Origin of the sequence: Streptomyces sp. R44, from assembly GCF_041053105.1 — a bacterium.
Taxonomy (GTDB): Bacteria; Actinomycetota; Actinomycetes; order Streptomycetales; family Streptomycetaceae; genus Streptomyces.
This window is the reverse complement of the sequence record NZ_CP163444.1, coordinates 1,050,989-1,076,313: the sequence shown is the minus strand read 5'-3', so window position 1 is coordinate 1,076,313 and position 25,325 is coordinate 1,050,989. Positions and strand designations below refer to the sequence as shown.

At 74.1% G+C, this 25,325-nt stretch carries 18 protein-coding genes; 7 read left to right on the top strand and 11 right to left on the bottom strand.

Annotation, left to right across the window (positions count from 1 at the left end; genetic code table 11):
- Positions 1 to 107: 107 nt before the first annotated feature.
- The 4 genes from AB5J54_RS05070 to AB5J54_RS05055 all read right to left on the bottom strand — a co-directional run bounded on the left by AB5J54_RS05070 (position 108) and on the right by AB5J54_RS05055 (position 12,477).
- The gene (locus tag AB5J54_RS05070) at positions 108 to 9,515 is read right to left on the bottom strand and encodes an SDR family NAD(P)-dependent oxidoreductase (RefSeq protein ID WP_369142678.1); all 9,408 of its coding nucleotides are present in this window, start codon (positions 9,513 to 9,515) and stop codon (positions 108 to 110) included.
- 312 nt (positions 9,516 to 9,827) lie between these two features.
- Positions 9,828 to 10,187: a hypothetical protein gene (locus AB5J54_RS05065; protein WP_369142677.1), complete on the bottom strand. Its 360-nt coding sequence runs from the start codon at positions 10,185 to 10,187 to the stop codon at positions 9,828 to 9,830.
- Positions 10,184 to 10,783, bottom strand: a complete 600-nt coding sequence (locus AB5J54_RS05060) for an RNA polymerase sigma factor (protein ID WP_369142676.1) — start codon at positions 10,781 to 10,783, stop codon at positions 10,184 to 10,186. Before AB5J54_RS05060 ends, AB5J54_RS05065 begins: the two co-directional genes overlap by 4 nt.
- A gap of 275 nt (positions 10,784 to 11,058) precedes the next feature.
- Entirely contained in the window at positions 11,059 to 12,477 is a 1,419-nt protein-coding gene (locus AB5J54_RS05055; protein WP_369142675.1) for a PLP-dependent aminotransferase family protein, read from the bottom strand.
- A 55-nt stretch (positions 12,478 to 12,532) separates the two neighbouring features.
- Between AB5J54_RS05055 and AB5J54_RS05050 the strand changes: the two genes are divergently transcribed.
- Positions 12,533 to 13,744, top strand: a complete 1,212-nt coding sequence (locus tag AB5J54_RS05050) for an MFS transporter (protein WP_369149223.1) — start codon at positions 12,533 to 12,535, stop codon at positions 13,742 to 13,744.
- A gap of 25 nt (positions 13,745 to 13,769) precedes the next feature.
- On the opposite strand, the gene AB5J54_RS05045 is transcribed toward AB5J54_RS05050, so the two are convergent.
- Positions 13,770 to 14,123 carry a PRC-barrel domain containing protein gene (locus AB5J54_RS05045; RefSeq protein ID WP_369142673.1) on the bottom strand — a complete coding sequence of 118 codons (354 nt, stop codon included), beginning with the start codon at positions 14,121 to 14,123 and terminating at the stop codon, positions 13,770 to 13,772.
- A gap of 141 nt (positions 14,124 to 14,264) precedes the next feature.
- On the opposite strand from AB5J54_RS05045, the gene AB5J54_RS05040 reads away from it, so the two are divergent.
- The 6 genes from AB5J54_RS05040 (at position 14,265) to AB5J54_RS05015 (ending at position 19,675) form a co-directional block, all read left to right on the top strand.
- Complete coding sequence (locus AB5J54_RS05040) at positions 14,265 to 14,672, top strand: hypothetical protein (RefSeq protein WP_369142672.1); 408 nt, start codon at positions 14,265 to 14,267, stop codon at positions 14,670 to 14,672.
- Between the two features lie 81 nt (positions 14,673 to 14,753).
- Positions 14,754 to 15,449 carry a DUF6766 family protein gene (locus tag AB5J54_RS05035; protein WP_369142671.1) on the top strand — a complete coding sequence of 232 codons (696 nt, stop codon included), beginning with the start codon at positions 14,754 to 14,756 and terminating at the stop codon, positions 15,447 to 15,449.
- Positions 15,450 to 15,584: 135 nt separating this feature from the next.
- Positions 15,585 to 16,400: a ribonuclease BN gene (locus AB5J54_RS05030; protein WP_369149222.1), complete on the top strand. Its 816-nt coding sequence runs from the start codon at positions 15,585 to 15,587 to the stop codon at positions 16,398 to 16,400.
- Between the two features lie 138 nt (positions 16,401 to 16,538).
- A complete protein-coding gene (locus AB5J54_RS05025; protein ID WP_369142670.1) occupies positions 16,539 to 17,624 on the top strand; it encodes a chitinase in 1,086 nt (361 codons plus the stop codon).
- Positions 17,625 to 17,701: 77 nt separating this feature from the next.
- A complete protein-coding gene (locus tag AB5J54_RS05020) occupies positions 17,702 to 19,117 on the top strand; it encodes an amidase (protein ID WP_369142669.1) in 1,416 nt (471 codons plus the stop codon).
- Positions 19,118 to 19,252: 135 nt separating this feature from the next.
- Positions 19,253 to 19,675 (top strand): VOC family protein, encoded by a 423-nt coding sequence (locus AB5J54_RS05015; protein ID WP_369142668.1) that lies wholly within the window; start codon positions 19,253 to 19,255, stop codon positions 19,673 to 19,675.
- Here the strand turns inward: AB5J54_RS05015 and AB5J54_RS05010 are convergent.
- From AB5J54_RS05010 to AB5J54_RS04985, 6 genes are all read right to left on the bottom strand, one after another.
- Positions 19,672 to 20,109, bottom strand: a complete 438-nt coding sequence (locus tag AB5J54_RS05010; protein ID WP_369142666.1) for a hypothetical protein — start codon at positions 20,107 to 20,109, stop codon at positions 19,672 to 19,674. The genes AB5J54_RS05015 and AB5J54_RS05010 overlap by 4 nt on opposite strands.
- Before the next feature lie 8 nt (positions 20,110 to 20,117).
- The gene (locus AB5J54_RS05005) at positions 20,118 to 20,639 is read right to left on the bottom strand and encodes an RNA polymerase sigma factor (RefSeq protein WP_369142665.1); all 522 of its coding nucleotides are present in this window, start codon (positions 20,637 to 20,639) and stop codon (positions 20,118 to 20,120) included.
- Complete coding sequence (locus AB5J54_RS05000; protein WP_369142664.1) at positions 20,626 to 21,063, bottom strand: DUF3995 domain-containing protein; 438 nt, start codon at positions 21,061 to 21,063, stop codon at positions 20,626 to 20,628. The genes AB5J54_RS05005 and AB5J54_RS05000 overlap by 14 nt, the downstream gene beginning before the upstream one ends.
- Positions 21,064 to 21,186: 123 nt before the next feature.
- Complete coding sequence (locus AB5J54_RS04995; RefSeq protein ID WP_369142663.1) at positions 21,187 to 22,509, bottom strand: VWA-like domain-containing protein; 1,323 nt, start codon at positions 22,507 to 22,509, stop codon at positions 21,187 to 21,189.
- Positions 22,506 to 23,759 carry an AAA family ATPase gene (locus tag AB5J54_RS04990; protein WP_369142662.1) on the bottom strand — a complete coding sequence of 418 codons (1,254 nt, stop codon included), beginning with the start codon at positions 23,757 to 23,759 and terminating at the stop codon, positions 22,506 to 22,508. Before AB5J54_RS04990 ends, AB5J54_RS04995 begins: the two co-directional genes overlap by 4 nt.
- A gap of 43 nt (positions 23,760 to 23,802) precedes the next feature.
- Positions 23,803 to 25,242 (bottom strand): hypothetical protein, encoded by a 1,440-nt coding sequence (locus AB5J54_RS04985; RefSeq protein WP_369142661.1) that lies wholly within the window; start codon positions 25,240 to 25,242, stop codon positions 23,803 to 23,805.
- Positions 25,243 to 25,325: the final 83 nt, after the last annotated feature.

The following is a 25,325-nucleotide window of genomic DNA, read 5'->3' as shown; positions in this document are numbered from 1 at the left end:
CGCGCGCGGATTTCCGGGCATGGCTGCCCGGGCGGCGTGCCCGGGGGCACGCCGCGCCGCGGCGAACAGGATGAGAGGGGTGAGGGTCCGGCTTCGCGGACGTCGGATCAGAGTTCGGAGTCGATGAACGCGAGGAGTTCGTCGACCGAGGCCGACTGGACGCGTGCGGACAGATCGTCCTCGGCAGGGGCGCGCTGAGCCGGCACCCGGGCCGCGAGGGCCTGGAGCCGCTGGACGATCTCGGCGCGCACATCGTCCTGGGTGTCGTCCGGCAGCTCGACGAGCGCCTTTTCCAGCCGGTCGAGTTCGACCAGGCCGGACGCGGCCGAGGAGTCGCCGGATCCGGTGGAGGATTCCGCTTCGGCCGGGGCCAGTTCGGTGTGCAGATGGCCCACGACCGCGAGCGGCGTCGGGTAGTTGAAGAGGAACGTGGCCGGCAGCCGCAGACCGGCGGCGGTCTGCAGTCTGTTGCGCAGTTCCACCAGGGTGAGGGAGTCGCAGCCCATGTCCTTGAAGGGCCGGTCGGCGGGGATGCCGGTCGCGGAGGACCGGCCGAGTACGGCGGCGGTCTGCACCCGGACGAGGTCGAGGAGCAGTTCCTCCCGCTCGGCCTGGCTCAGTGCGGCGAGCCGGTCGCTCAGGGTCTCCGTCGCCCGGGGCGCGGCCGTGGCCGCCGTGGCCCGGGCCGGTCGCGGGGCGGCAGGTGCCAGGTCCCGCAGGACGGCGGGCAGTTGGGAACCGAGGGCGCCGAGCGCGGCACGGTCCAGGGGGGCGGGCACGAGCGCGGGGGAGTCCAGGCGCAGGGCCGCGTCGAGCAGGGCCAGGCCCTCCGCCCGGTCGATGGGCGCGAGTCCGGTGCGGGCGATGCGTACCCGGTCGGCTTCGGACAGGGTGCCCGCCATTCCGGCGGCCCCCGGCCGTCCGGCCGTGTCCGCCCACATGCCCCAGGCCAGCGAGACCGCGGGCAGCCCCCGCGCCTTGCGGTGCTGGGCCAGGGCGTCCAGGTAGGCGTTGGCCGCGGCGTAGTTGCCCTGCCCGGCGCCGCCGATGACGCCCATGACGGAGGAGAAGAGGACGAAGGCCGCGAGGTCCTGGTCCTCGGTCAGCTCGTGCAGGTGCCGGGCCGCGGTGGCCTTGGCGGCGAGCACGGTGTTCAGGCGCTCGGGGGTGAGCGCGGTGATCACGCCGTCGTCGAGCACGCCGGCCGCGTGGACGACGGCGGTGAGCCGGACGCCGTCGAGGAGCCGGGCGAGCGCGTCACGGTCGGCGGTGTCGCAGGCCGCGAGGCCCACCTCGGCACCCAACTCGTGCAGTTCGGCGGAGAGTTCCTCCGCTCCCGGCGCGTCGGCGCCGCGGCGGCTGACCAGGAGCAGGCGGCGGGCGCCGTGCTCGGTGACCAGATGCCGGGCGACCAGTCCGCCGAGGGCGCCGGTGGCGCCGGTGACCAGGACCGTGCCCTCCGGGCCGAGGACCGGGGGCAGGGTGAGGACGACCTTGCCGATGTGACGCGCCTGGCTGACGTACCGGAAGGCCTCCGGTGCCCGGCGGACGTCCCAGCTGCTCACCGGCAGCGGGGTCAGAGCCCCCGAGGACAGCAGCTCCATGACGGCCGTGAGCATCTCGCCGATCCGCTCGGTCGGCTCCTGGAGCAGGTCGAAGAAGCGGTAGTCCACCCCGGGATGGCCGGCCGCGACGAGCGCCGGGTCGCGCAGATCGGTCTTGCCCATCTCCACGAAGCGACCGCCGTGCGGCAGCAGCCTGAGGGAGGCGTCCACGAACTCGCCGGCGAGCGAGTTCAGTACGACGTCCATGCCGCGGCCTTCCGTGGCCGCGCCGAACGCCGCCTCGAAGTCCAGGGTGCGGGACGACGCCAGGTGCGCGCCGCCCAGGCCGAGGTCGCCCAGCGCGTCCCACTTGCCGGGACCGGCCGTGCCGTACACCTCCGCACCCAGGTGACGGGCGAGCTGGACGGCGGCCATGCCGACGCCACCCGCCGCCGCGTGGATCAGGACCCGCTCGCCCTCGCTCAGACCGGCGAGGTCGACCAGGGCGTGGTAGGCGGTCAGGAACACGATGGGCGCGGACGCCGCCTCGGCGAACGTCCAGTCGGCGGGCATGACGGCGACCCGCCGGTGGTCGGTGACGGCCGTCGGGCCGAACGCGCCGGAGAACAGGCCCATGACGCGGTCGCCGACGGCGAGACCCGTGACACCGGGCCCGACCTCGGTGACGACACCGGCGCCTTCGAGACCGAGGGGGCCGGGGTCGCCGGGGTAGAGACCCAGCGTGCCCAGGACGTCGCGGAAGTTGACGCCCGCGGCGCGCATCGCGATGCGCACCTCACCGTCGCCCAGCGGCGCCAGGGCCTCCGGGAAGGGTTCGAGTGCCAGGTGGTCCAGAGTTCCGCGCTCGCGCACCACCATCCGCCACGCGGCCGTGCCGGCCGGGGGCACCAGGGCGCCGCCGGCCGAAGCCGGGCCGAGCCGGGGGACGAGCAGAGCGCCTTCGCGTACGGCGAGTTGAGGCTCGGATCCGACCGAGGGCAGTGCGGTACGGCAGTCCTCCGCCGTCTCCACGTCGAGGAGCCCGACCCGCCCGGGGTTCTCGGTCTGCGCCGAGCGCGCCAGACCCCACACGGCCGCGAGGCCGGGGTCCGCGTCGGCGTCCGGCGCCGTGGCCACGGCCGCCCGGGTGACGAGCACCAGGCGGGAGTCGGCGAGCCGGTCGTCGGCCAGCCACGCCTGGAGCAGCGCGAGCGCGCGGTGCACGGCGGGCAGCGAGCCGCCCGTGGAGCCGTCTCCGGGCTCCGTGACCGGGGCGAAAACCACCTCGGGGGCGGGAAGCCCCGCGTCGAGGGCCTCGCCCAGGGCCGTGAGGTCGTCGTACCGGGGACCGACGCCCAGGTCGGCGGAGCCGAGCGCGGCGGCCGACGGGGACGCCTCCCCGTCCGGCGTGGCCGGCTTCCAGTCCAGGCGGTGGAGGGAGCGCGGGACGGCCACCTCCTCGCTGACCGGGCGCAGGACCAGCTCCTCGACCTCGGCGACCACGGCGTGGGACTCGTCGAGCAGCGTCAGCGACACCGCGTCGGGCCCGGTGCCGGTGATCAGCGCCCGTACGGCACGGGCGCCCGGCTGGTGGACGGTCACGCCGCGCCACGAGAAGGGCAGCAGCCGGCGGCCGCCGTCTTCGAGCGCCGTGATGACGATCGGGTGCAGGGCCGCGTCGAGCAGCGCCGGGTGCAGCCCGTACGAGGCGGCGTCGGTGACGGACGCCGGCAGGGCGACCTCGGCGAGCAGGTCGGTGCCGTGCCGCCGTGCGGCGCGCAGGCCCTGGAAGACCGGGCCGTAGGCGTAGCCCGAGGCGGCCAGGTCCTCGTAGCAGCCGTCGACGGGCAGGGACTCGCCCTCGCCGTCGGGCCGGGCCGCGGCCGGCGCGGGGGCTCCGTCGTGCGGGGTGAGCGCGCCGGTGGCGTGCAGGGTCCACGGCTCGACGGCGCCGTCCGGTGTCTCGGCGCGGGCGTGCACGGTCAGCGTCCGCTGACCGTCCTCGCCGGGCGCGGCCACCACGACCTGCACCTCGGTGCGGCCGTCCTCGGGGATCACCAGAGGGGCGACGAGCGTGAGTTCGGCGACGCGTGGCGCGCCGGTCCCCGAGCCCGCGCGGGCGGCGAGTTCGAGGAAGGCGGTGCCCGGCAGCAGGACCTGGCCGAGGACGGCGTGGTCCGCGAGCCACGGGTGCGTGCGGCGGCCGAGCCGGGCGGTCAGGACGGCCTGCCCGGATTCGGCGAGCTCGACGGCGGGTCCGAGCAGCGGGTGCCCCGCCGGTCCGGCGGTGCCCTGCGCGGTCAGCCAGTAGCGCTCGCGCTGGAAGGCGTACGTGGGCAGGGCGGGCGTGCGCCCCGCGCCGAACACGACCCGCCAGTCGGGGCTGCGGCCCCGGACGTGCAGCGAGCCGAGCGCGGAGACCAGGGTGCGGCGCTCGGACCGGCCGCGGCGCAGCACCGGGACGAACGCGAGCGCGTCGTCGTCCAGACAGTCCTGGCCCAGTGCCGAAAGGACACCGTCCGGGCCGAGTTCGAGGAAGGTCCGCATGCCGAGCCCGTGCAGGGCGGCCAGGCCGTCGGACATCCGGACCTCACGGCGCACCTGCCGCACCCAGTAGTCGGCGGTGACCTCGACGGGCTCACCGGTGACGGTGGAGACCATCGGGACGCGGGGCTCCGCGTAGTCGACCCCCGAGGTGACGGCGGCGAACGCGTCGAGCATCCCGTCCATGCGGTGGGAGTGGAAGGCGTGGCTGACGACGAGCCGGCGCGTCTTGCGGCCGAGGGCGGCGAAGGAGGCGGCGACCTCCTCGACGGCCTCGACGTCGCCGGAGACGACGACGGCCAGCGGGCCGTTGACGGCGGCGATGCTCACCTCGTGCTCGCGGCCCGCGATCAGCGCGGCCACCTCGTCCTGCGAGGCCTGGACGGCCGTCATCGCGCCACCGGAGGGCAGCGCCTGCATCAGGCGGCCGCGCGCGGCGACCAGGGTGCAGGCGTCGGACAGCGTGAGGATGCCCGCGACGTGAGCGGCGGCGAACTCGCCGATGGAGTGTCCGAGTACGGCGTCGGGGGCCAGACCCCGGTGCTCAAGGAGGCGGTACAGCGCGACCTGGAGGGCGAAGAGAGCACACTGTGTGTTCTCCGTCCGGTCGAGCGCCTCGGCGTCGTGGAACATCACCTCGCGGACCGGCGGCGTTCCCGGCACGGAGGCGCGGCAGGCGTCGAGTTCGGCGCAGACCGCGTCGAGGGCGGCGGCGAAGACCGGCTCGGCCTCGTACAGCTCGCGCCCCATGCCGACGCGCTGACTGCCCTGCCCGGTGAAGAGGTAGGCGAGACCGTCGTCGGTACGTGCCGTGCCGAGGGCCAGGGCGGAGTGCGGTTCGCCGCGGCCGAGCGCGGTCAGCGCGGCGACGGCCTCCGTGCGGTCCTCGGCGGCGACGGCCGCGCGGTGGTCGAGGGCGGTACGGGTGGTGGCGAGGGCACGGCCGAGGTCGGCGGCCGACACCTCGTCGAGGGTGTCGAGGGCGTCGACGAGCGCGGTGGCCTGGGCGCGCAGCGCCGGTTCGGTGCGCCCGGACAGCACCCACAGCGGCTGGGCGTCGTCGTCCCCGGCACCGGTCTCCGGCGTGCGGGGCGCGGTGGGGGCTTCGGCGAGGATGATGTGGGCGTTGGTGCCGCTGATGCCGAAGGAGGAGACGCCGGCGCGTCGGACCTTGCCTTCTCGGGCGGGCCAGGGGCGCGGTTCGGTGAGGACTTCGACGCCGCCGTCGGCCCAGTCGACGAGTTCGGTGGGCTTGCTGATGTTGAGGGAGGCGGGGACCTCGGCGTTGCGGAGGGCCATGACCATTTTGATGATGCCGCCGACTCCGGCGGCGGCCTGGGCGTGGCCGAGGTTGGACTTGAGGGAGCCGAGCATGAGGGGCTGCCGGTCGCGCTCGCTGCCGTAGGTGGCGAGGAGGGCCTGTGCCTCGATGGGGTCGCCGAGCACCGTGCCCGTGCCGTGCGCCTCGACGGCGTCGACTCCGGCGAAGGTGACGCCGGCGTCCTGGACGGCGGCCCGGATGACGCGCTCCTGCGCGGGGCCGCTGGGCGCGGTGAGGCCGTTGGAGGCGCCGTCCTGGTTCACGGCCGAACCGGCCACCACGGCAAGGACCTCATGGCCCAGACGGCGGGCGTCCGACAGCCGCTCGACGACCAGGACACCGACGCCCTCGGCCCAGGCCGTGCCGTCCGCGTCCGCCGAGAACGACTTGCAGCGGCCGTCGGTGGCGAGGCCCCGCTGCCGCGAGAACTCGACGAAGATGCCGGGCGTCGACATGACCGTCACACCACCGGCGAGGGCGAGCGAGCACTCGCCCGACCGGATGGCGCGCACCGCGAGGTGCAGCGCGACCAGCGACGACGAGCACGCCGTGTCCACGGTCAGGGCCGGGCCCTGCAGACCGAGGGTGTAGGCGACGCGGCCGGAGGTGACGCTCGGCGTGGTCCCCGTCAGGCCGAACCCGGCGGCACCCGCACCCGCCTCGCCCAGCCGCGGACCGTACTCCTGGGCCATCACACCGGCGAACACGCCCGTCTGCGTCCCGCGCAGCGAGTCCGGGGCGATTCCCGCCCGCTCCAGGGCCTCCCAGCACACCTCCAGGTACGCGCGCTGCTGCGGGTCCATCGCCAGCGCCTCGCGCGGCGAGATCCCGAACAGCTCGGCGTCGAACTCGGCGGCGCCTTCGAGGAAGCCGCCGTCGCGGACGTACGTGGTGCCCACGTGGGCGGGGTCCGGGTGGTACAGGCCGTCGAGGTCCCAGCCCCGGTCGGCCGGGAAGCCCGAGATGACGTCGCGCTGTTCGGCGACGACCCGCCAGAGCGCCTCGGGGGAGTCCACCCCGCCGGGGAACCGGCAGCCGATGCCGACGATCACGACGGGGTCGTCCTCGTCGGTACGGGCCTCGGGCGCCGTCGCGGCCTCGTGCGGGGCGTCGGCGAGCAGCGCCGCCAGCCGGGCGGGACTGGGGTGGTCGTACACGACGGTCGTGGGCAGCTTGCGTCCGGTGGCGGTGACGAGCCGGTTGCGGAGCTCGACGACCATCGCCGAGTCGATGCCCAGCTCCTTGAACGTCCGCCGGGGCTCGACGTCGGCGACGGAGTCGTAACCGAGTACGGCGGCGGTGTGGGCCCGTACGAGCTCCAGGGCGGCCGGGCCGGTCAGGGTGAGGTCCGGCTCGGCCTCGGGGGTGTCCTCCGGGAGCGGCGCGGTCTGCTGCGCCGGCGTGGCGGGGGGCGTCAGGGGCCGGGCGGCGTGGGGCTGTCCGGAGATCCAGTGACGGCGGCGCTGGAAGGCGTACGTCGGCAGCTCGGCGCGGCCGCTGCCGGCGGGCAGGACCGTGGACCAGTCCACCTCCGCGCCGTGGCAGAACGCCTCGCCGAACGCGAGCAGCAGGCGCTGCCGTCCGCCCTCGCCGCGGCGCAGGGTGCCGAGCGCGGCGACGGGCAGGTCGGCGGCCTCCGCGGTCTGCTGGACGGCGAGCGCCAGGACGGGGTGCGGGCTCATCTCGATGAACAGCTCGTGCCCCGCGTCGAGCAGCGTTCGTACGGCGGGCTCGAAGGCGACGGGTTCGCGCAGGTTGCGGTACCAGTAGTCGACGTCCAGCTCGGAACCGTCGAGGGCGGTGCCGGTCACGGTGGAGTGCAGCGGCACGGTTCCGGCGCGCGGTGCGACGCCGGCGAGTTCGGCGGGCAGCGTGTCGCGTACGGCGTCGACGTGCGGGCTGTGCGAGGCGTACGCGACGGGGATGCGCCGGGTCCTGACGTCCTCGCCGTAGTGCGCGGCCAGGGCGTCGAGGGCGTCCCCGTCACCGGCCACCACGGTCATGCCGGGGGAGTTGACGGCGGCCACGCTCAGGCGGGGGAATCCGGCCAGGTCCTCGCGGACCCGGTCGGCGGGCAGCGACACGGTGAGCATGCCGCCGCCGCGACCGGCGAGCGCGCCGAGAGCGGTGCTGCGTACGGCGATGAGCCGTGCGGCGTCGTCGAGGGTCAGGGCACTGCTGACGGTGGCGGCGGCGATCTCGCCCTGCGAGTGGCCGACGACCGCGGCCGGTTCGACACCGGCCTCCCGCCACAGGGCGGCGAGTCCGACCATCACGGCCCACAGAGCGGGCTGCACGACGTCGTCGCGGTCCAGGGCCGGGGCACCCGCGGTCCCGCGGAGCACGTCGGTCAGCGACCAGTCGCGGTACGGGCGGAGCGCCCGCTCGCAGTCCTCGACGACCCGGGCGAACACGGGGGAGCTGTCGAGGAGTCCGGCGGCCATGCCGGCCCACTGGGAGCCCTGGCCGGGGAAGACGAACACGGCCTCGCGGACGGTCCGGTGGCTGCTGCCCTCGACGGCGGCCGGGGTGACGCGGGCGTCGGCGACCGCGTCCAGGGCGGCGAGGAGCTCGTCACGGCCGGCGCCCGTGAGGACGGCGCGGTGGGTGAAGGCGGTGCGGTCGTGGGCGAGGGCGCGGGCGACCTCGGCGACGTCGGACTCCGGGTGCGCGGCAAGGTGTTCGCGGAGTCGGGCGGCCTGGGCGCGGAGGGCCTTGTCGCCGCGTCCGGACAGCACCCACGCGAGGGAATCGGACGCGTCCGCGTGGTCGGTCGGGTCCGGCTTGTTCTCTTCGGTCGAGGCGGCTTCTCCACGCCATTCGCCGAGGACCAGATGGCAGTTCGTCCCGCCCATTCCGATCGATGTCACACCCGCGAGGAGCGGGCCGTCGGGATGCGGCCACGGCCCGGTTTCGGTGGCGGCGGCGAGGCGAAGATCCTCGAACGGGATCTGCGGATTGGGGGTCTGATAGTTGAGCGTGGGAACGATTTCCCGCTCTTTGATGCAGAGAATCGTCTTGACGAGTCCCGCTATGCCCGCGGCGCCTTCGAGGTGGCCGATGTTCGTCTTGACCGAGCCGATCCGGAGAGGACGGTCCGGAGTGCGGGAGGAGGAGAATACGGCGCCCAGAGCAGAGGCTTCGATGGGATCACCGATCCGGGTTCCCGACCCGTGTATTTCGATGTACTGCGCGTTTCCAAGAGGTAAACCGGAGTTCTCCCAGGCCTTGCGTATGACCTGTTCCTGGGCTTTTCCGTCAGGTGTGGGAAGCGTGTCGCTCGCGCCGTCGTTGCCGACGGCTCCACCGTGCAGCAGACAGTGGATGCGGTCCCCGTCGGCGATGGCCCGACTGAGGAGTTTCAGCGCGACCACGCCGCCGCCCTCACCTCGCACATACCCGTTCGCCCGGGCGTCCAACGAGTAACATCGCCCGTCGGGCGAGAGACTGCCGAAGGCCGCGAGGGCCTCGGTGCTCTCCGGCGCGACGTTGAGGTTGACGCCGCCGGCCAGCGCCGTCACGGACTCGCCGCGGCGCAGGCTCTCGCAGGCCAGATGCACCGCGACCAGCGAAGACGACTGCGCGCTGTCGACCACCATGCTGGGGCCCTGGAGCCCGAGGACATAGGAGACGCGGTTCGCGATGATGCCCCGGTGCAGGCCCGTCACCGTGTGCGCGGAGGTGGCCTCGGGGCCGGCCGCGTGAGTGAGGGCCGTGTAGTCGTCGGCGATCGCGCCGACGAAGACGCCGGTGGCGGTGCCGGCGAGCGTGGCCGGGACGATGCCGGCGTCCTCCAGCGCCTCCCAGGCGAGCTCCAGCACGAGCCGCTGCTGCGGGTCCATCGCGGCGGCTTCGCGCGGGGATATCCCGAAGAACTCGGCGTCGAAGGTGTCGACCCGGGGCAGAAAACCACCGGGGCGCGGCGAACTGTCCTCGCGGACACCGAGGTGCGCGCGATCAGCGGGCGGCTCCGCAATGGCGTCGCGGCCGTTCCTCAGAAGATTCCAGAATTCGGCAGGGCTCGCACCACCGGGAAAACGGCAGGAAAGCCCGACGACGGCGACAGTACGGTCATCTGCCGCCCCAATCTGGGCATGGCGGATCATAGTGTTCTGCTCCCCCCGTGAAGCACGATCAACGGCGTTGCCGACTCAGCGGCCCTGCCCGTCTCAATCTCGTTTCGGACCCTAGCACCGAGGCGGCGCTCCGTAAACCAATGGCCAGGACGGCGAGTTGGTATGCAAAACGAATGTGACGGATAGTCCGGGGGGCTCTTGCGCAGGCTCGATGAGACGGTCGTCTCATACGTGTGAAATGGGCATGGCCGAGGCCTCCGGTCCCGGTGACACCACCCTCCGGACGTCTTTCGGGAGGGTGGAGATCAGGCCGGGGCAGGAGGCCGGAAGCCGGGGGCGGTTTCAGTCGTGCTTCGCCGCCGGGTGTGCCTTGGTGAGGGTGCAGACGCCGTCCACGCACTGGCGCTCCAGGCGGCCCCGGGAGATGGTCTGCGCCAGGCCGACCATCCAGCAGGTGGGGCAGCCCTTGAAGGCGATCAGTGCCAGCGGGGCCGCGAGCAGGGTGGCCGGGCCGGCGACGGGCACCATGGCGATCGAGCCGATGATCAGCCCGAAGCCGATGACGCCGCGCGCCAGGTGGCGCGGGACGGACTTGCTCGCGAAGTTCGGCGCCGCGGACGGCGCGGCGGCCCGGGTCGCGGACGGTGCGGTCACCGGGGACTGCACGCCCTCGGGGGGCTTCACGATGTTCACGGTCTTCATGGTCGTGAGTCTCCTTCGACTGGTCGGTCGATGGCCTGATCTGGTGCCTGGTCGGTCGCTTCCAGCGCGTGACGCAGCGCCGCGCGTGCCCTGTGCAGCCGCGACTTCATGGCCGCGGTGCTCAGGCCGAGCGTGTGAGCGACGGTCTTGCCGGGCAGGCCCTGGACGTCCCGCATGATCAGGACCTGTCGCTGGTCACGGGGAAGGGCGCTGACCGCGGCCGCGATCCGCTCCACCTCCAGCCGGTACAGCACCGCCTCCTCGGCGGACGGCTCCGCGCTCGCCTCCGGTTCGGTCGGTACTTCGTCACGTCGGGCGACGAGCAGCCGTACCTGCCGGAGGCACTCGTTGCGCACGATCCGGAACATCCAGGAGGCGAGCGCGCCGGTGGCCCGCAAGGTGCCGATCTTCCGGTACAGGATGATCAGCGCCTCTTGTGCCGCGTCCTCCGCGTCCTGCGGCGAGGCGCACAGCGATATGGCGAACTTGCGCACATGCGGCTGCGATTCCATGACGACGGTGGTGAGCGACGTGACGTCGCCGTCCTGAGCGGCCTTGATCAGCCGCTCGTCAGGCCAGGGGAAGCGTTGGTTCATGCGCTACTCATACCGGAAGGCGCCCCGCGCGCAGGCGCTGGTCAGCTTCGGCTCTTGTTGAAGCGCCGCATCAGGTGCCAGCTGCACGCACCCACGAGCACCACGCCGACGACGATGAGGGCAGTGACCATAATTGCTGTTTCCTCCCGATTCGGTCCGGCCCGTTCGGCCGGTACACACATAAGAGACGGGGAGGTCCCGAGAGGATTCGCCTCGCGCCGAAGTTTTTTTCGAACCGCTCCGAGGCCCCGGGCCGACGGTCGGCGAAGGGCCGTCTACCTGCCCCGGAGCAGGTCGCCGACCGCCGCGACGCCCGCCGTGATGGCACGCTCGCCGACGTTGCCGAAGCCCAGGACCAGCCGCACGGGCCCCGGCACCGGCGCGCTCGTGCGCGGGGCGCGGCAGGCGCTCATGCCGTACAGGCCGACGGAGCGTGCGCGGGCCGCGGCGACGAGGGTCCGCTCGTCGGCCGGCCCCCGGAGGTGGGCGACCGCGTGGAAGCCCGCCGCCAGGCCGGTCACCCCGACCTCGGGGGCGTGCTCGGCGAGCGCCGCCACCAGAGCCGTACGCCGGGCCGCGTAGGTCGCCCGCATCCGGCGCAGGTGCCGGTCGAAGCGTCCGGACTCGATCAGTCCCGCCAGGGCGAGCTGGTCCAGGGTGGGCGACCCGCGGTCGCTCCGCAGCTTGTGCTCGACGATCGTCCCCGCGAGCGCGGCCGGACAGAGCATCCAGCCGATGCGCAGCGCCGGCGCGAGGGACTTGCTCACCGTGCCCAGGGAGATCACCCGGTCGGCGGCGAGCCCCTGCAGGGCGCCCACCGGCACCCGGTCGTAGCGGAACTCGGCGTCGTAGTCGTCCTCGATGATCACCGCGTCCCGGCGCCTGGCCCACTCGATCAGCGCGACCCGCCGCTCGGGTGCCAGGGCGACACCGGTGGGCCACTGGTGGGCGGGGGTCACGACGACGGCGCGGGCACCGGTCGCGTCAAGTGCCCGCACATCGATGCCGAGTTCGTCGACCGGCACGGGCACCGCCGCCATGCCCGCCGAGGACGCGGCGGCGGAGACCGCGGCCGGCGAGCCCGGGTCCTCGTACGCCACCGTGCGGACGCCCGTCCCGGCCAGGGCGCGCAGGGCGAGACCGAGGCCCTGGGCGTAGCCGGAGCAGACCACGATCCGTTCCGGATCCGCCGCGGCCGCGCGCACGCGCCGCAGATATCCGGCGAGGACCTCGCGCAGCTCCGCACTGCCGCGCGGGTCCCCGTAGCCGAGCGCCGAGGCCGGCATGGCGCGTGCCGCCTCGCGCGTGGCCCACAGCCAGTCCGCCAGCGGGAAGCCGGCCAGGTCCGGGACGCCCCAGGTGAAGTCGGCCATGAGACGGGCGGGGGCCGGGGGCGGTGACGAGGGCGCCGGCGGTGTCCCCGCGCCGGTGGCGACCCGGGTGGCGGATCCGACGCGTGTCACGAGGTAGCCCTCGGCCTGGAGTTGGGCGTAGCACTCCTGCACGAGCCCGCGGGACACCCCGAGCATCCGCGCCAGTTCACGGGAGGACGGCAGCCGTTCGCCGACCCCGAGCCGCCCGGTCCGGATCGCGTCGCGCAGCCCCAGTTCCAGCTGGGACCGCAGCGGCTCGCCGCTGTCCCGGTCGACGACGAGGAGCAGCTCGGGCGACAGACCGGACCACTCCAGAGGCATGGAATCGGATCTTACCCACGAGCCGCCCCGCCCCTAGCGTCCTCGTGTGACCAAGATGCTGAACTCCCGGGCGGAGAGCGCCGGTTCGCGGCCGCCCCTGGTGACGCGGCCGCTGCTGCTGCGTTTCGTCTCGATCATCGGCGCCTCGACGAGCTTCTATCTGCTCCTGTCGGTCGTCCCCCTCTACGCCGAGGAATCCGGCGGGGGCCACGGCGATGCCGCCGGGCTCACCACGGGCGCCCTGATGCTCGCCACCGTCGGCGGCGAGCTGGCCACTCCCCGGCTCGTCGCCCGCTTCGGCTACCGCCTCGTGCTGGGGGCGGGACTCGTCCTCCTCGGCGCGCCCGCCTTCGCGCTCGCCGCCTCCGGGAGCCCCGTCTGGATCACGGCGGTCTGTGTCCTGCGCGGTCTGGGCTTCGCCTTCACCGTCGTCGCGGGCGGCGCCCTGACGGCCGCGCTCATCCCGGCCGAACGCCGGGGCGAGGGCCTCGCGATCGTCGGCATCGTGTCCGGAGTCCCGTCCCTGGTGGCGCTGCCGCTGGGCGTGTGGCTGGCGGCGCACGTGGGGTACGGGCCGGTCTTCGCCGCCGGAGCCGTCGCCGCGCTGGCCGCCGTCGTCTCGGTGCCGGGACTGCCGGACCGCGAACCGGCCTCGGAACGGGTGCTCGGGGTGACGGCGGGGATGCGGAACGCCGCGCTGTTCCGGCCCACTCTCGTCTTCGCGGCCAGCGCCCTCGCCGCCGGGATCCTCGTCACCTTCCTCCCGCTCGCCGTTCCCTCGGCCTCCGCGGGTGTCGTCGCCACGGCCCTGTTCGCCCAGTCCGCGGCGGCGACGGCGGCCCGCTGGGTGGCCGGCCGGCACGGCGACCGGCACGGTCCCGCCGTCCTCCTCCTGCCCGGCCTCGCCCTCGCGGCCGGGGGTACGCTGCTCACCGCCCTGACCCGCAGTCCGGTCGCCGTCGTCATCGGCGTCACCGTGTTCGGGATCGGCTTCGGCGTCACCCAGAACGCCACCCTGACCCTGATGTACGCGCGGGTCCCCGCCTCCGGTTACGGAACCGTCAGCGCCCTGTGGAACGTCGCCTTCGACGCGGGCATGGGCGTCGGGGCCGTCGGCTTCGGGCTCCTCGCGGCCCGCACCGGCTACCCGTCGGCCTTCGCCCTCACCGCAGCCCTGATGCTCACGGCCCTCGTCCCGGCCTGGCGCGACCGCCGGACGGAGAGTGCGGAGCAGGCCCTGGGGGAGAGCGCGTCGAGCGGCCGGTAGCGCACGCCCGTCGCGTCCGACGCCCTCACATGTGCGGCTGGCCGTAGTACCGGGCGAACTGCTCCAGATAGGTGGGCTCGCCGGAGTACTTCGCCTCGTCGAAGTCCGGGGCGTCCTTGATCTGGTCCTTCGTGCGGTCGACGTACACCTTCTCCTCGGCGGTGTCGATCAGCTCGATGGTCCCGGCGGGGAGGAGCACCCGCCTGCCGAAGATCCACACGCCCACGTCGACGACCAGATGCGACGAGCCGACCTCCTCGCTGTGCTTGTCGATCTTCCCGATGGCGCCGTCGGTGGCCTCGACCTTGTAGCCGACGAGGTCGACGCCCTGTCGGTACCCGGTGCCGGGGCGGTAGTTCCAGATGTCGAACTCACTCATGGGGGACCCCTCTCCGTCTCCATGGTCTCGTGGGCCGCCGGGGTACGCACGTCGTCACCCGCGGTGACCCGAACAGGTGAGGCGTGTGCCCATTCGGCTCCCGCCCCTTGCCGACGCCGCCCGCACCGGCAGGCTGTGGGTGTGAGAGTGCCCCTGCTCATCGGAGTGACGACGGCCCTGGTCGCCGCCCTGTCCGCCTGCGGTGCGCCGCAGGCGCGCGTGGACGGAGCGACCGACGCGGGCCGGTTCTTCGAGGAGTCCCTCGCCGCCGGGAACTTCGGCGTCGCCTGCGGGCTGCTCGCCCCGGAGAGCCGTGAGCAGCTCGAAGAGGGGGAGAAGAAGCCGTGCGCGGCGGCGCTGCCGTCGCAGGAGCTGCCGCGCGGCGGCGCCGTGCGGAGCGTGGACGTCTACGGCCGGCAGGCGCTGCTCCGCCTCCGCGGCGACATCCTGTTCCTGTCGCAGTTCGACGAGGGGTGGCGGGTGACCGCCGCCGGATGCGCGCCCGGAACGGGCGACACGCCGTACAGCTGCGTACTGAAGGGGGCGTGACGTGCGGACGCTGTTCGTCGTGTGCGTGGTGACCGTCGTGGGCGGGCTCGCCTACTTCAGCGTGATCGGAGCGATGCACCGGTGACGGACGACCGGGCCCCGAAGGGCGGATTCTGGCGGTCGAACAGTCTCACCCTCGGTTTCGGGGTGGCGTTCCTGGTCGTCCTGGGCGCCCAGGCGGTCGCCGGCCGTGCGGAGTTCAACGAGCAGCTCGCCGTCGAGGGACTGCAGCAGATCGGCTTCGGCGAGTACCTGATGTCCTCGGACTTCGCCGTCGACGTCACCGAGAACTGGCAGTCGGAGTTCCTCCAGTTCTTCCTGTACATCTTCGGCACGGTCTACCTGCTCCAGCGCGGCTCCCCGGAGTCCAAGGAGCTGCACAAGGCGGGCACGGAGAGCGAGCGCGAGCAGCATATGGGTGACCACGCCCGGCCGGACTCGCCCCACTGGGCCGGTACGAAGGACTGGCGGCAGGCCGTGTACTCCCGGTCCCTCGGCCTCGTCATGGCCACCTTCTTCCTGCTGTCCTGGCTGGCGCAGTCGATCTCCGGCGCCGCCGCCTTCAACGAACTGCGGCTGCGGCAGCTCCAGGCCCCCGTGGCCTGGCACGCGTACCTCGGCTCCGCCGACTTCTGGAACCGGTCCCTGCAGAACTGGCAGTCGGAGCTGCTGGCCGTGGCGGCGATGGCGATCCTCTCCGTCTATCTGCGCCAGCGAGGCTCCCCCGAGTCCAAGCCCGTGGGCGCCGCGCACGAGGCCACCGGCGTCGAGGGCTGACGCCGGCGCCGGGCGGACCCGCTGGTTGCCGGACCGGCGCGGTTCTACCGTGGAGAGATGGTCTCCCGTCCCGCCGGGCGTCGGTCCCGGGCCGGGCGGATGCTCGATGCGATCCGCCGGGCCGGGTCCGGGCGGATGCTCCGGGGGATTCGCCGGATCCGGGCCGGGCACCGGTGGGCTCCGGTCAGGGAGCTGGGCCTCTGGCAGCGCGCGCTGGGGTTCGCGGCGCTCGCCTTCCTCACCCTGGTGCCGCTCCTGATCGTCGTGTCGGCGGCGGACGCCGACGCGGGCAGCGGGAAGGGGTTCGCGCAGTGGCTCGGTGACGGCATCGGGGTCTCCGAGGCGGCCAGGGCCGAGATCGAGCGGCTCTTCGCGCTGCCGGGCCAGGTGCGGCGGACCACGACGGCCTTCGGCCTGGCCCTGCTCGCCGCCTTCGGCCTGACGTTCGGGACGGTGGTGCAGAACGGATACGAGAAGGTCTGGGACCTCCCGCCGGCCCTGCTGTGGGCCCGGTGGAGGCACGTGCTCTGGCTCGCCGTGCTCATCGGGCTCCTCTACCTGTTCGCGGTCTCCTCGTTCTGGCAGGGGACGCCGGCCCGTGGGCTCGCCACCGCGCTCACCGGCACGCTGTTCTTCTGGTGGTCGCAGCGCCTGCTGCTCGGCGGCCGTGTCGCCTGGCTCGCCCTGCTGCCCGGGGCGATGTGCACCACGCTCGGGCTGGTCGGGCTGCGGATCTTCTCCCGGCTCGTCTTCTCCCCGCTGATCGCGTCCAGCGCCGTCACCTACGGCCCGTTCGGCGCGTTCCTCGTCATCCAGACCTGGCTCGTCGCCGTGGGCGTCGTCGTGTTCGGCGGCGCGCTCACCGGACGCCTGATCGACGAGGAGTTTCCGCAGGTGATGCGTGCGGGGGGACGCCGCGGGCGGCCCCCGGGGACACCGCCTCCGGCGTGACGGAGATGCGCGGAGTCAAGCCGCCTCGCGGCAACTCCCTTAGACGCACGGGTGGTTGACGAAAGGTCTGGACCAACTTACGGTCTGCTGGAGCGCGCGCCACGCCCAGGACCACCCCCCACGTCCCCAGGAGCACGCATGCCAGGCCCTCGGATCACCCGTGTCCTCGGAGCGGGGCTCACCACCCTGCTCGCCGCCACCGTCCTCGCCGGCCCCGCCGCCGCCGAGGACACGAAGCCCGCGCAGTCCCCGTCCTCCGCCGCCGCGGACACCTGCGCCCTCAAGCCGAGGCCCGCCGGGAAGGTGCTCCAGGGGTACTGGGAGAACTGGGACGGCTCGGCCAACGGCGTCCACCCGCCCTTCGGCTGGGCACCCATCGACGACGCGCGCTTCGCGGCGCACGGCTACAACGTGATCAACGCCGCGTTCCCCGTGATCCGTTCGGACGGGACGGTGCTGTGGGAGGACGGCATGGACAGCACCGTCCGCGTCGCCACCCCGGCGGAGATGTGCCGCGCCAAGGCCGCCGGGGCGACGATCCTGATGTCGATCGGGGGCGCCGCCGCCGGGATCGACCTGAGCTCCCGCGCCGTCGCCGACCGCTTCGTCGAGACGATCGTGCCGATCCTGAAGACGTACAACTTCGACGGCGTCGACATCGACATCGAGACCGGCCTCGTCGGCAGCGGCAGCATCGGCACCCTCTCCACCTCGCAGGCCAACCTCGTGCGCATCATCGACGGGGTCCTCGCCCGCATGCCCGCCGGCTTCGGCCTGACGATGGCGCCGGAGACCGCGTACGTCACCGGCGGCAGCGTCGCGTACGGGTCGATCTGGGGCGCGTACCTGCCGATCGTCAAGAAGTACGCCGACAACGGGCGCCTGTGGTGGCTGAACATGCAGTACTACAACGGCAGCATGTACGGCTGCTCCGGCGACTCCTACTCCGCCGGCACGGTCGCCGGGTTCGTCGCCCAGACCGACTGCCTGAACCGCGGGCTCGTGATCCAGGGCACCACCGTCAAGGTCCCGTACGACAAGCAGGTCCCCGGCCTCCCCGCGCAGCCCGGCGCCGGTGGCGGGTACATGACCCCGTCGGCCGTCGCCCAGGCCTGGAACCACTACGGCGGCTCCCTCAAGGGCCTGATGACCTGGTCGGCCAACTGGGACGGCTCGAAGAACTGGACCTTCGGCGACAACGTCAAGGCGCTCCAAGGACGATGACCCCCGCCTTCCCCTCGCCTGTTACCCGCCGGTAGGCAATGATGGTGGGCGACCATCCACACGGCCGGGGGCTGACGGTGACGACGTACGACGAGAAGACCAGGGTGCACGCCTTCCGGGACGACGCCCTGGGGGAGCACGACGCCGTCGGGCTCGCCGCGGCCATCCGCCGCGGCGAGGTCGGCGCCGCCGAGGCCGCCCGGGACGCGGCCGAGCGGGTGCGGGCCGTCGAGGAGCGGCTCCACGCCGTCCAGGTGCACGCCGACGCCCCGGCGCCCGGCACCGCGACCGGCGGCGCCTTCGCGGGCGTCCCCACCTTCGTCAAGGACAACACCGACCACCAGGGGCTGCCCACCGGCCACGGCAGCGCGGCCTTCACGCCGAAGGCCGCGCGCCGGCACGCGCCCTTCACCGGGCAGTTCCTCAGCACCGGCGTCACCGTGCTCGGCAAGACCCGGCTGCCCGAGTTCGGCTTCAGCCCCACCACGGAGTACGAGAACGCCGAACCCGTCCGCAACCCCTGGAACACCGGCCACTCCGCCGGCGGATCCTCGGGCGGCAGCGCCGCGCTCGTCGCCGCCGGCGCGGTCCCGATCGCCCACGCCAACGACGGCGGCGGATCCATCCGGATCCCGGCCGCCTGCTGCGGGCTCGTCGGCCTCAAGCCGACCCGCGGCCGGGTCGTGCCCAACGACCAGAGCCGCCGGCTGCCCCTTGACCTCGTCGTCGACGGGATCGTGAGCCGCTCCGTACGGGACACCGCCGCGTTCCTCGCCGCCGCCGAGACCCACTGGCGCAACCCGAAGCTGCCGCCCGTCGGCCTGGTCGAAGGACCCTCCGGGCGACGCCTCCGCATCGGATTCCTCCTGGACTCGCCGAACGGCGTCGCCTCCGACACCGTCACCCGGGAAGCCGTCACCGAGACGGTGACGCGACTCGAAGGGCTCGGGCACACCATGGAGCCGGTCGAGATGACCATCGACCCGCGCTTCACCGAGGACTTCCTCACCTACTGGGGGATGCTGTCCTTCCTCCTCGGCGCCACCGGCCGCACCCTCGGCCAGGACTTCGACCGGCACCGCATGGACGGCCTCAGCCGCGGGCTGCGCGATACGTACCGGGAGAACTGGCGGCGCACCCCGGGCGTACTGCGGCGGCTCAAGCAGACCAGGGTCGCGTACGCGGCGGCCTTCCGCGGACTCGATCTGCTCCTCACCCCGGTCCTCGCCCACCCCGCCCCGCCGATCGGCCAGCTCGCCCCGACGGTCCCGTACCCGACGCTGATCGAGCGGATCCTCCAGTACGTCGCGTTCACCCCCGTCGACAACGTCGTCGGCACCCCGTCGATCTCCCTGCCCAGCACCCGGGCGACGGACGGAGGGCTGCCCGTCGGCGTCATGTTCTCCGGTCGCCCCGGAAGCGAACGGACCCTCCTGGACGTGGCGTTCACCCTGGAGGCGGACCGGCCGTTCCGCCGGATCCAGGACGCGTGACCGTGCGGTGAGGCGCCGGCCGGTTGGGGCAACAGGTCGAATTCCGGGCCGCCGGCCGAAGCGCCGCACCGGTCGGCGGCGGGCCGTCCTCTAGCCTCGGCCGGAACCACCGACCCGTCACGGAAGGGGAGGCTCGTGCCCTCTCGGCTCAACCCGTACATCACCTTCGACGGCGACGCCCGCCAGGCCATGGAGTTCTACAAGGAGGTCTTCGGCGGCACCCTCGCGCTCAACACCTACGGCGCCTCCTTCGGCGACAAGGACGCCGGAGACAACGCCGACAAGATCATGCACGCCATGCTGGAGACCGACAGCGGCTTCACCCTCATGGCCGGGGACGTCCCCCCGGGCATGCCGCACCAGCCCGGCACCAACATCGCCGTCAGCGTGAGCGGCGAGGACGACGGCGAACTCCGCGGCTACTGGGAGCAGCTCTCCGGCACCGGCACGGTCTCCGTCCCGCTGGAGAAGCAGATGTGGGGCGACGTCTTCGGCATGTGCACGGACCGCTTCGGCATCACCTGGATGGTCAACATCACCAGCCCGGACAGGGCCTAGTCGGCGACCCGTTCGGCGAGGCGCGCCATGGCCCGCTCCAGTTCACGGCGCGCCCCGAACGGCACCAGCGCGGCCCGCCCCGGGACACGGACGCCGCCGGTGAGCGCCACCCGGGTCCCGCCGGCCTCCTCGACCGCCGCCATCCCGATGACCAGGAACCGGCTCTGCAGCCAGCACCAGCCCGGCCGCAGCACCCCGTGGAACCGGGCCCCCAGGCCGTAGCGGCTGCGGGCGAGGGCCTCCACCCGTTCACCGTCCCGGCGCACCACCCGCACCGACCGCATATCGGGCTGGAACTCCCCGAAGCCGCCCTCCAGATCGCCCATCACACCCCACACCACCTCCAGCGGCGCGGGCAGCACCCGCTCCACGATCCGCGCGCCCCGGACACCGGCGCCCATCACCCGCAGCCGGCGCACGTCGTCGATCGCCATCCCGTCCCTCATGCGGACCACGCCCTTCGGAAGCTCTGCCGTGCCCGGTGCAACCGGGACTTCGCCGTGCCGGCCGGCACTCCGAGGAGCGCCGCCGCGGCCTCCTCGTCCATCCCCTCGACGTCCCGCAGCACCAGCACCGCCCGGTGCGCCGGCGACAGCCGGGCCAGGACGTCGCCGATGTCGGCGGCCAGCTGCGGATCGCCCCGCTCCGGCACGTCGGGCAGCTCCGCCGGCCGCGCCCGCGCCGCCCGCCGGGCGACCCGGACCGCCTCCCGTACGGCGATCGCCCGCACCCACCCGTACAGCGCCGCGGGCTCGCGCAGCGACCGCAGGGAGGTGAAGACGGCGACCAGGGCCTCCTGGGTGGCGTCCGGCCCGTCGTCGAGGGCGATGGGCCCACAGATCCGGGAGATGTACGGGGTGAGGTGGTCCAGCAGGTCGTGCAGGGCCAGGGTGTCGCCCCGCCGGGCGGCCCGGACGAGCGCGACACCCCGGTCGACGGGACCTGCGGCCTCAGCGGGCGGCACGCAGGGCCGTCCAGCCGAAGACCAGGCTCAGCGGGGTGTACAGCAGCGCGTTCAGCCAGGGGAAGGCCGCCCCGGAACCGTCCCGGCCCACCACGATCCACAGCAGACCGGCCGCCCCGCGCAGCAGCATCCCGCCGGCCACGGCGTACGTTACGAGGCGCGGGACCCGACCGCGGATCCCGCGCGCCCGGGCGGCCACGGCGACCGCGGCAGCGCCTTCGACCACCGCGAGCGGCAGCACCACCGCGGGCCCGAAGGACACGACACTGCCGAGCACCGCGAGCGACAGCCCCCGCTCGTCGGCGGCGGGCCACGTCAGCCCCGTCGCCCAGTAGACGTGCACCAGCGCGAGCACGGCGAGCAGCACGGCGACGGCACGCCCGCCGCCGGCCGCACGAGGCCGCTCGATGTCGATGACCGCCATGGGGTCCCTCCGTATCGGGTCGAGGTCGAGATCGCATCAGGCGCCCCGTGCGCCGACACCTGAAGGAGGACCCGTACGCGCCGAACGTTCCCTGTGATCCGGGTCACGTCCACTCCGGGGCGTCTATCCGATGTCGACCACCCGGGCCCACTCCGGCGGCCCGGCCGGCACATGGTGGGGGTCGTCCTCGTCCCACGAACGGAACCGTCGCGCGCGCGGGAACAGGCCCACCACCGTCCGGCACGGCGGCCGCGTGGCCGGCCACGGCGTCTGACCGTCGGTCAGCACCACGAGCACGTCCGGGCGCGGCCGTGCCCGCAGGGCCGCGGCGAAACCGGTCCGCAGATCCGTACCGCCACCGCCCAGGAGCGGGATGCCCTCGGCGCGGCACAACGGATGGACGATCCGCGCCGCCGCGTCGCACGGCAGCACGGTGACCAGATCGCGCCGCCCGCCCACCGCCCGGGAGATCGCGGCGACCTCCAGGAGCGCGCTGCCCAGTTCGGCGTCGCTGACCGAACCCGAGGTGTCGATGACGACGGAGACCCGGGGCGGACTGCGCCGCAGGCTCGGCAGCACCGCGCCGGGCACGGAGGCGGAGCGCCGCGACGGCCGCCCGTACGAGTAGTCGTCCCCGGCGCCGGAACCACAGGCCGCCGACCTGACCGCCGCCCCCAGCAACTCGCGCCACGCCTGCGGCGGATGGAACGCCTCCTCGGCCCACCGCCGCCAGCCCTTCGGCGTGTTCCCCGGCCGGCCGGTGATCGCCCGGGCCACCCGGAACCGTACGGCGTCCTGCTCCTGGGCGCTCAGGCCCCGGGCGCCGTCCGCCCCCAGATCCCAGGCCCGGTCGAGGCCGTCGGCGCCGCTGCCGCAGTCCAGCCAGCCCGCGTCCCTCGTCCGCGCGCCGAGCTGGAACTGCCGCAGATAGTCCTCCATGAGCTCCCCCTCGGAAAGCCCCAGCATCGCCGGATGAACCGCCCCTTCGGGCATCGGCAGCCCGTCGCCGAACACGTCGTCGTTGATCTCGCAGTCCGCCGCGATGTTCATCCGCAGCCGCTCGCCCGAACCCGTGAGACCGCGCTCCCGCGCCACCCGGTCGCTGCGCCCGTGGTGATCGCGGAGCAGATGCGTCACCTCGTGCACCCACACGCCGGCCAGCTCCTCCACCGGGGTCCGGTCGACGAACGCCGGCGAGACATAACAGCGCCAGTGGCGGTCGACCGCCATCGTCGGCACCTCCCGCGACTCCACGGTGTGCAGCGCGAACAGCGCGGTCGCCAGATACGGCCGGACGCGTACGGCGTACAGGCGGGCGGCGTACAGCTTCTCTAGGTTCAGCGCGTTCTCCAGGTCCAGCGCGTTCTCCAGAGCCAGCGCGTTCTCCAGAGCCAGCGCGTTCTCCAGATCCAGCGCAGCCTTCGGCACCGCTGCGGCCGGCCTCATCGCCGCGCCCCCGTGCCCGCCCCCGCGCCCGCCGCCGCACGGCCGCCCGCCCGGTCCGCGCGCCGCGACAGGGACACCACGCCGGCGAGCCGCTCGATCGACTCCGGAACGTCCCAGTCCTCCCGGCGCAGCCCCGCCAGCGTCGTCGCCGGCACCACCACCAGATCCGGGGCGCCGGACTCCAGCGCCCGGACGAGCAGCGCCCACGCCGCATCCCAGCGGGACTTCTCCGGGCGACGGCCGACCGCCTCCACGACGCCCTCCAAGGCCGCCTGGCGACGGTCCCCGCGCTCGGGCAGCTCGGCCCCCTCGGGGTCGGCGAGGAGCAGTTCGGGATCCGGGAGGTCCATCCGGTCGAGCCAGGCCAGGAGTTCGAGCCCCGGCCCGTCCCCGACGACCCCCCTGACCAGCTGGGAGAGCACGTCCCGCGTGACACCGGCGGCGGTCGCGAAGGCGATCAGCCGCAGCGCCATCTCCCAGCTCCGGGGCGAGGGCCAGGGACCGCCCCGCAGCGCCTCGCCGCCGGGCAGCCGGTGCACGAGCGCCGGACGGGCGGTCAGCAGCCCGCAGACCGCCCGCCGGGCGACGTCCACGGCCTCCGTCAGCTTCTCCGGGTCGAGCCGGGGGAGCGTGGTGCGCGGCCAGACGCCCCCGAGGCCGCGGACCACGACCTCGGCGTCGTGGGTCCAGCGCAGATGGACGAAACGGTTCGCCAGCGGCGGGCTCAGCTCCCAGCCGTCGGCGGCCGAGGACCGGGGGTTGGCGGCGGCGACGATCCGCACGTCGGGCGGGAGGACCAGGGTCCCGACCCGCCGCTCCAGGACGAGACGGAGCAGGGCCGCCTGGACGGCCGGGGGAGCGGTGGACAGCTCGTCCAGGAACAACAGGCCCCGGCCGGCCCGCACCAGACGCACGGCCCACTCCGGCGGGGCCATCGGCACGCCCTGTTCCGCGGGGTCGTCGCCGACGACGGGCAGACCGGAGAAGTCGGTGGGCTCGTGCACGCTCGCGATGACCGTGGTCAGCGGCAGGTCGAGCGAGGCGGCGAGCTGGGTCAGCGCCGCGGTCTTGCCGATGCCGGGCTCACCCCACAGGAGGACGGGAAGGTCGGCGGCGACCGCGAGGGTCAGCGCCTCCAGCTGGGGGTCGGGCCGGGGCTCGGTGGTGGTGTCGCGCAGCAGGGACAACAGGGTGCCGGCGACGTCGAGTCCGGTGGACGAGGCCGCGGCGGAGGACATGAGCGTGGGCATGGGTGATCACCTGAGGAAGGAGAGGAGGGAGACGGGGTCTCCGTCAGCGGGACGCGGAGGAGGAAGGGGAGGCGGACGTGGCGTGGCGCGGACGCGCGCCACGCGTGCGCGTGCGGCGGCTGTCGGGGCGGGTTCTGCGGGCGGGTGGGGCAGGGGGCGCGAGCTCCCGTCCCGGCGCGGGCCCGAAGAGCCCCGCCCGGTACAGCCCGTAGGTGACGCGCTGCCGCGCCGCCGCCTCCAGCGCGTCCCGGAGGGCGCCGTCGCGCAGCAGTGCGGCGGGACCGAGCAGGCCCTCGACGACGGCCAGCGCCCCGGCGATGTCACCGTGGTCGAGCCGCTCGCGGACTCCGGTGAGGCAGTCCGGACGCCGGTGCGCCTCGTCGACGGCCCGTACGCAGGGGAGCGCGGTGCCGGTCAGCGCGACGAGGAGCTCCTCGCGCCGGAGTTCGGCCGGGTCGTGGTCGAGCGGTGTCAGTACGCCGTCGACCAGACCGATCCGGTGCCGGGCACCCCGGCAGTCCACCAGGCGTGGTGCGCCCGCCCGGTCGGGCGGCCGCGGCGCACCGCTCGGCTGGTGACCGGGCACGAGCGCGGCGGCGACCAGCGGGTGCAGCTGCCCGGCCTCGATGAGACCGGCGCGCAGCAACCGCAGATCGGGCAGTAGCCAGGTGGCCGCGTCCGGCAGGACGGGCGGCGTGTCGGAGGCGCGCCGGGCGGGCGCGGTCCGGGACGCCGGGGACGACCGGGCACCGGTCGGGTCGGCGTGCACGAACAACCGCTGCCCCTTGCCCAGGCGTACGGCCACGGGGCCCGCCGGCCGGCCCTCGGCGCGCAGCAGGATCGCGGCTTCGTCGGCCCACCGGTCCACGGCCCCGTGCGGCCCGCCCTGCGGCAGTCCGGGATCCCGCGCGGGAAGAGCGTCCGGCGGTCCGTCGGCCCCGGAGCGCGTGCGCAGTTCACCGGCCCGGCTCGCGTCCCAGAGATGGCGGTGCAGGTCCAGCCGGAACCGGGGGTGCGGATGGGGGTGTGGAGGGGAGTGCGCGGGGCCCGTGCCGGAGGACGGATCCCAGAGCGCGAGGCTGATCCGCTGCCCGGAGTCCGCCCAGGCGGGCGCGGTCCGCGCCACCAGGTGCAGGGGGCGCGCACGCTCGCGTCCCGCGGTGCCGTAGCGGGCGAGCGCGACGGTGAGGCCCGGGCGCAGCAGCCCGTCGGGGGCGATCCTCGGCATGTGCCAGCGCAGCAGGTCCGGGGCGAGCAGGCGCAGATCGGCGCGCACGCGGGCCGCGAGCTCGGTGCCGTGACGGCGTGCCAGGGCGCGGAGGTCGAGATCGACGTCGACGTGGGCGGCGGCGCAGGCGCCCGCCCAGTCCCCGGCCCGACGGCGGGTCGTCGCGGTCTCGATCATGGAGGGCGGCACGGCGAACTCGCGCACGCGCAGCCAGCGGGAGAGGTGGGAATCCTCGTACGCGGAGGGAGAGGCCATCAGCACTCACCTTGCGCGGACGGGACCCCCGATCTGTGAAGGAGGTGAGTCATCATCGCGATCACCGTACCGCCTCCCGCCGG

What these genes read in the sequence shown, in the direction of transcription:
- AB5J54_RS05000 (WP_369142664.1), bottom strand. Translation starts at nt 21,063, where the DNA reads ATGGCGGTCATCGACATCGAGCGGCCTCGTGCGGCCGGCGGCGGGCGT.
- AB5J54_RS04985 (WP_369142661.1), bottom strand. Translation starts at nt 25,242, where the DNA reads ATGGCCTCTCCCTCCGCGTACGAGGATTCCCACCTCTCCCGCTGGCTG.
- AB5J54_RS05060 (WP_369142676.1), bottom strand. Translation starts at nt 10,783, where the DNA reads ATGAACCAACGCTTCCCCTGGCCTGACGAGCGGCTGATCAAGGCCGCT.
- AB5J54_RS05045 (WP_369142673.1), bottom strand. Translation starts at nt 14,123, where the DNA reads ATGAGTGAGTTCGACATCTGGAACTACCGCCCCGGCACCGGGTACCGA.
- AB5J54_RS05055 (WP_369142675.1), bottom strand. Translation starts at nt 12,477, where the DNA reads ATGCCTCTGGAGTGGTCCGGTCTGTCGCCCGAGCTGCTCCTCGTCGTC.
- AB5J54_RS04995 (WP_369142663.1), bottom strand. Translation starts at nt 22,509, where the DNA reads ATGAGGCCGGCCGCAGCGGTGCCGAAGGCTGCGCTGGATCTGGAGAAC.
- AB5J54_RS04990 (WP_369142662.1), bottom strand. Translation starts at nt 23,759, where the DNA reads ATGCCCACGCTCATGTCCTCCGCCGCGGCCTCGTCCACCGGACTCGAC.
- AB5J54_RS05070 (WP_369142678.1), bottom strand. Translation starts at nt 9,515, where the DNA reads ATGATCCGCCATGCCCAGATTGGGGCGGCAGATGACCGTACTGTCGCC.
- AB5J54_RS05050 (WP_369149223.1), top strand. Translation starts at nt 12,533, where the DNA reads ATGCTGAACTCCCGGGCGGAGAGCGCCGGTTCGCGGCCGCCCCTGGTG.
- AB5J54_RS05025 (WP_369142670.1), top strand. Translation starts at nt 16,539, where the DNA reads ATGCCAGGCCCTCGGATCACCCGTGTCCTCGGAGCGGGGCTCACCACC.
- AB5J54_RS05065 (WP_369142677.1), bottom strand. Translation starts at nt 10,187, where the DNA reads ATGAAGACCGTGAACATCGTGAAGCCCCCCGAGGGCGTGCAGTCCCCG.
- AB5J54_RS05010 (WP_369142666.1), bottom strand. Translation starts at nt 20,109, where the DNA reads ATGGCGATCGACGACGTGCGCCGGCTGCGGGTGATGGGCGCCGGTGTC.
- AB5J54_RS05030 (WP_369149222.1), top strand. Translation starts at nt 15,585, where the DNA reads ATGCTCCGGGGGATTCGCCGGATCCGGGCCGGGCACCGGTGGGCTCCG.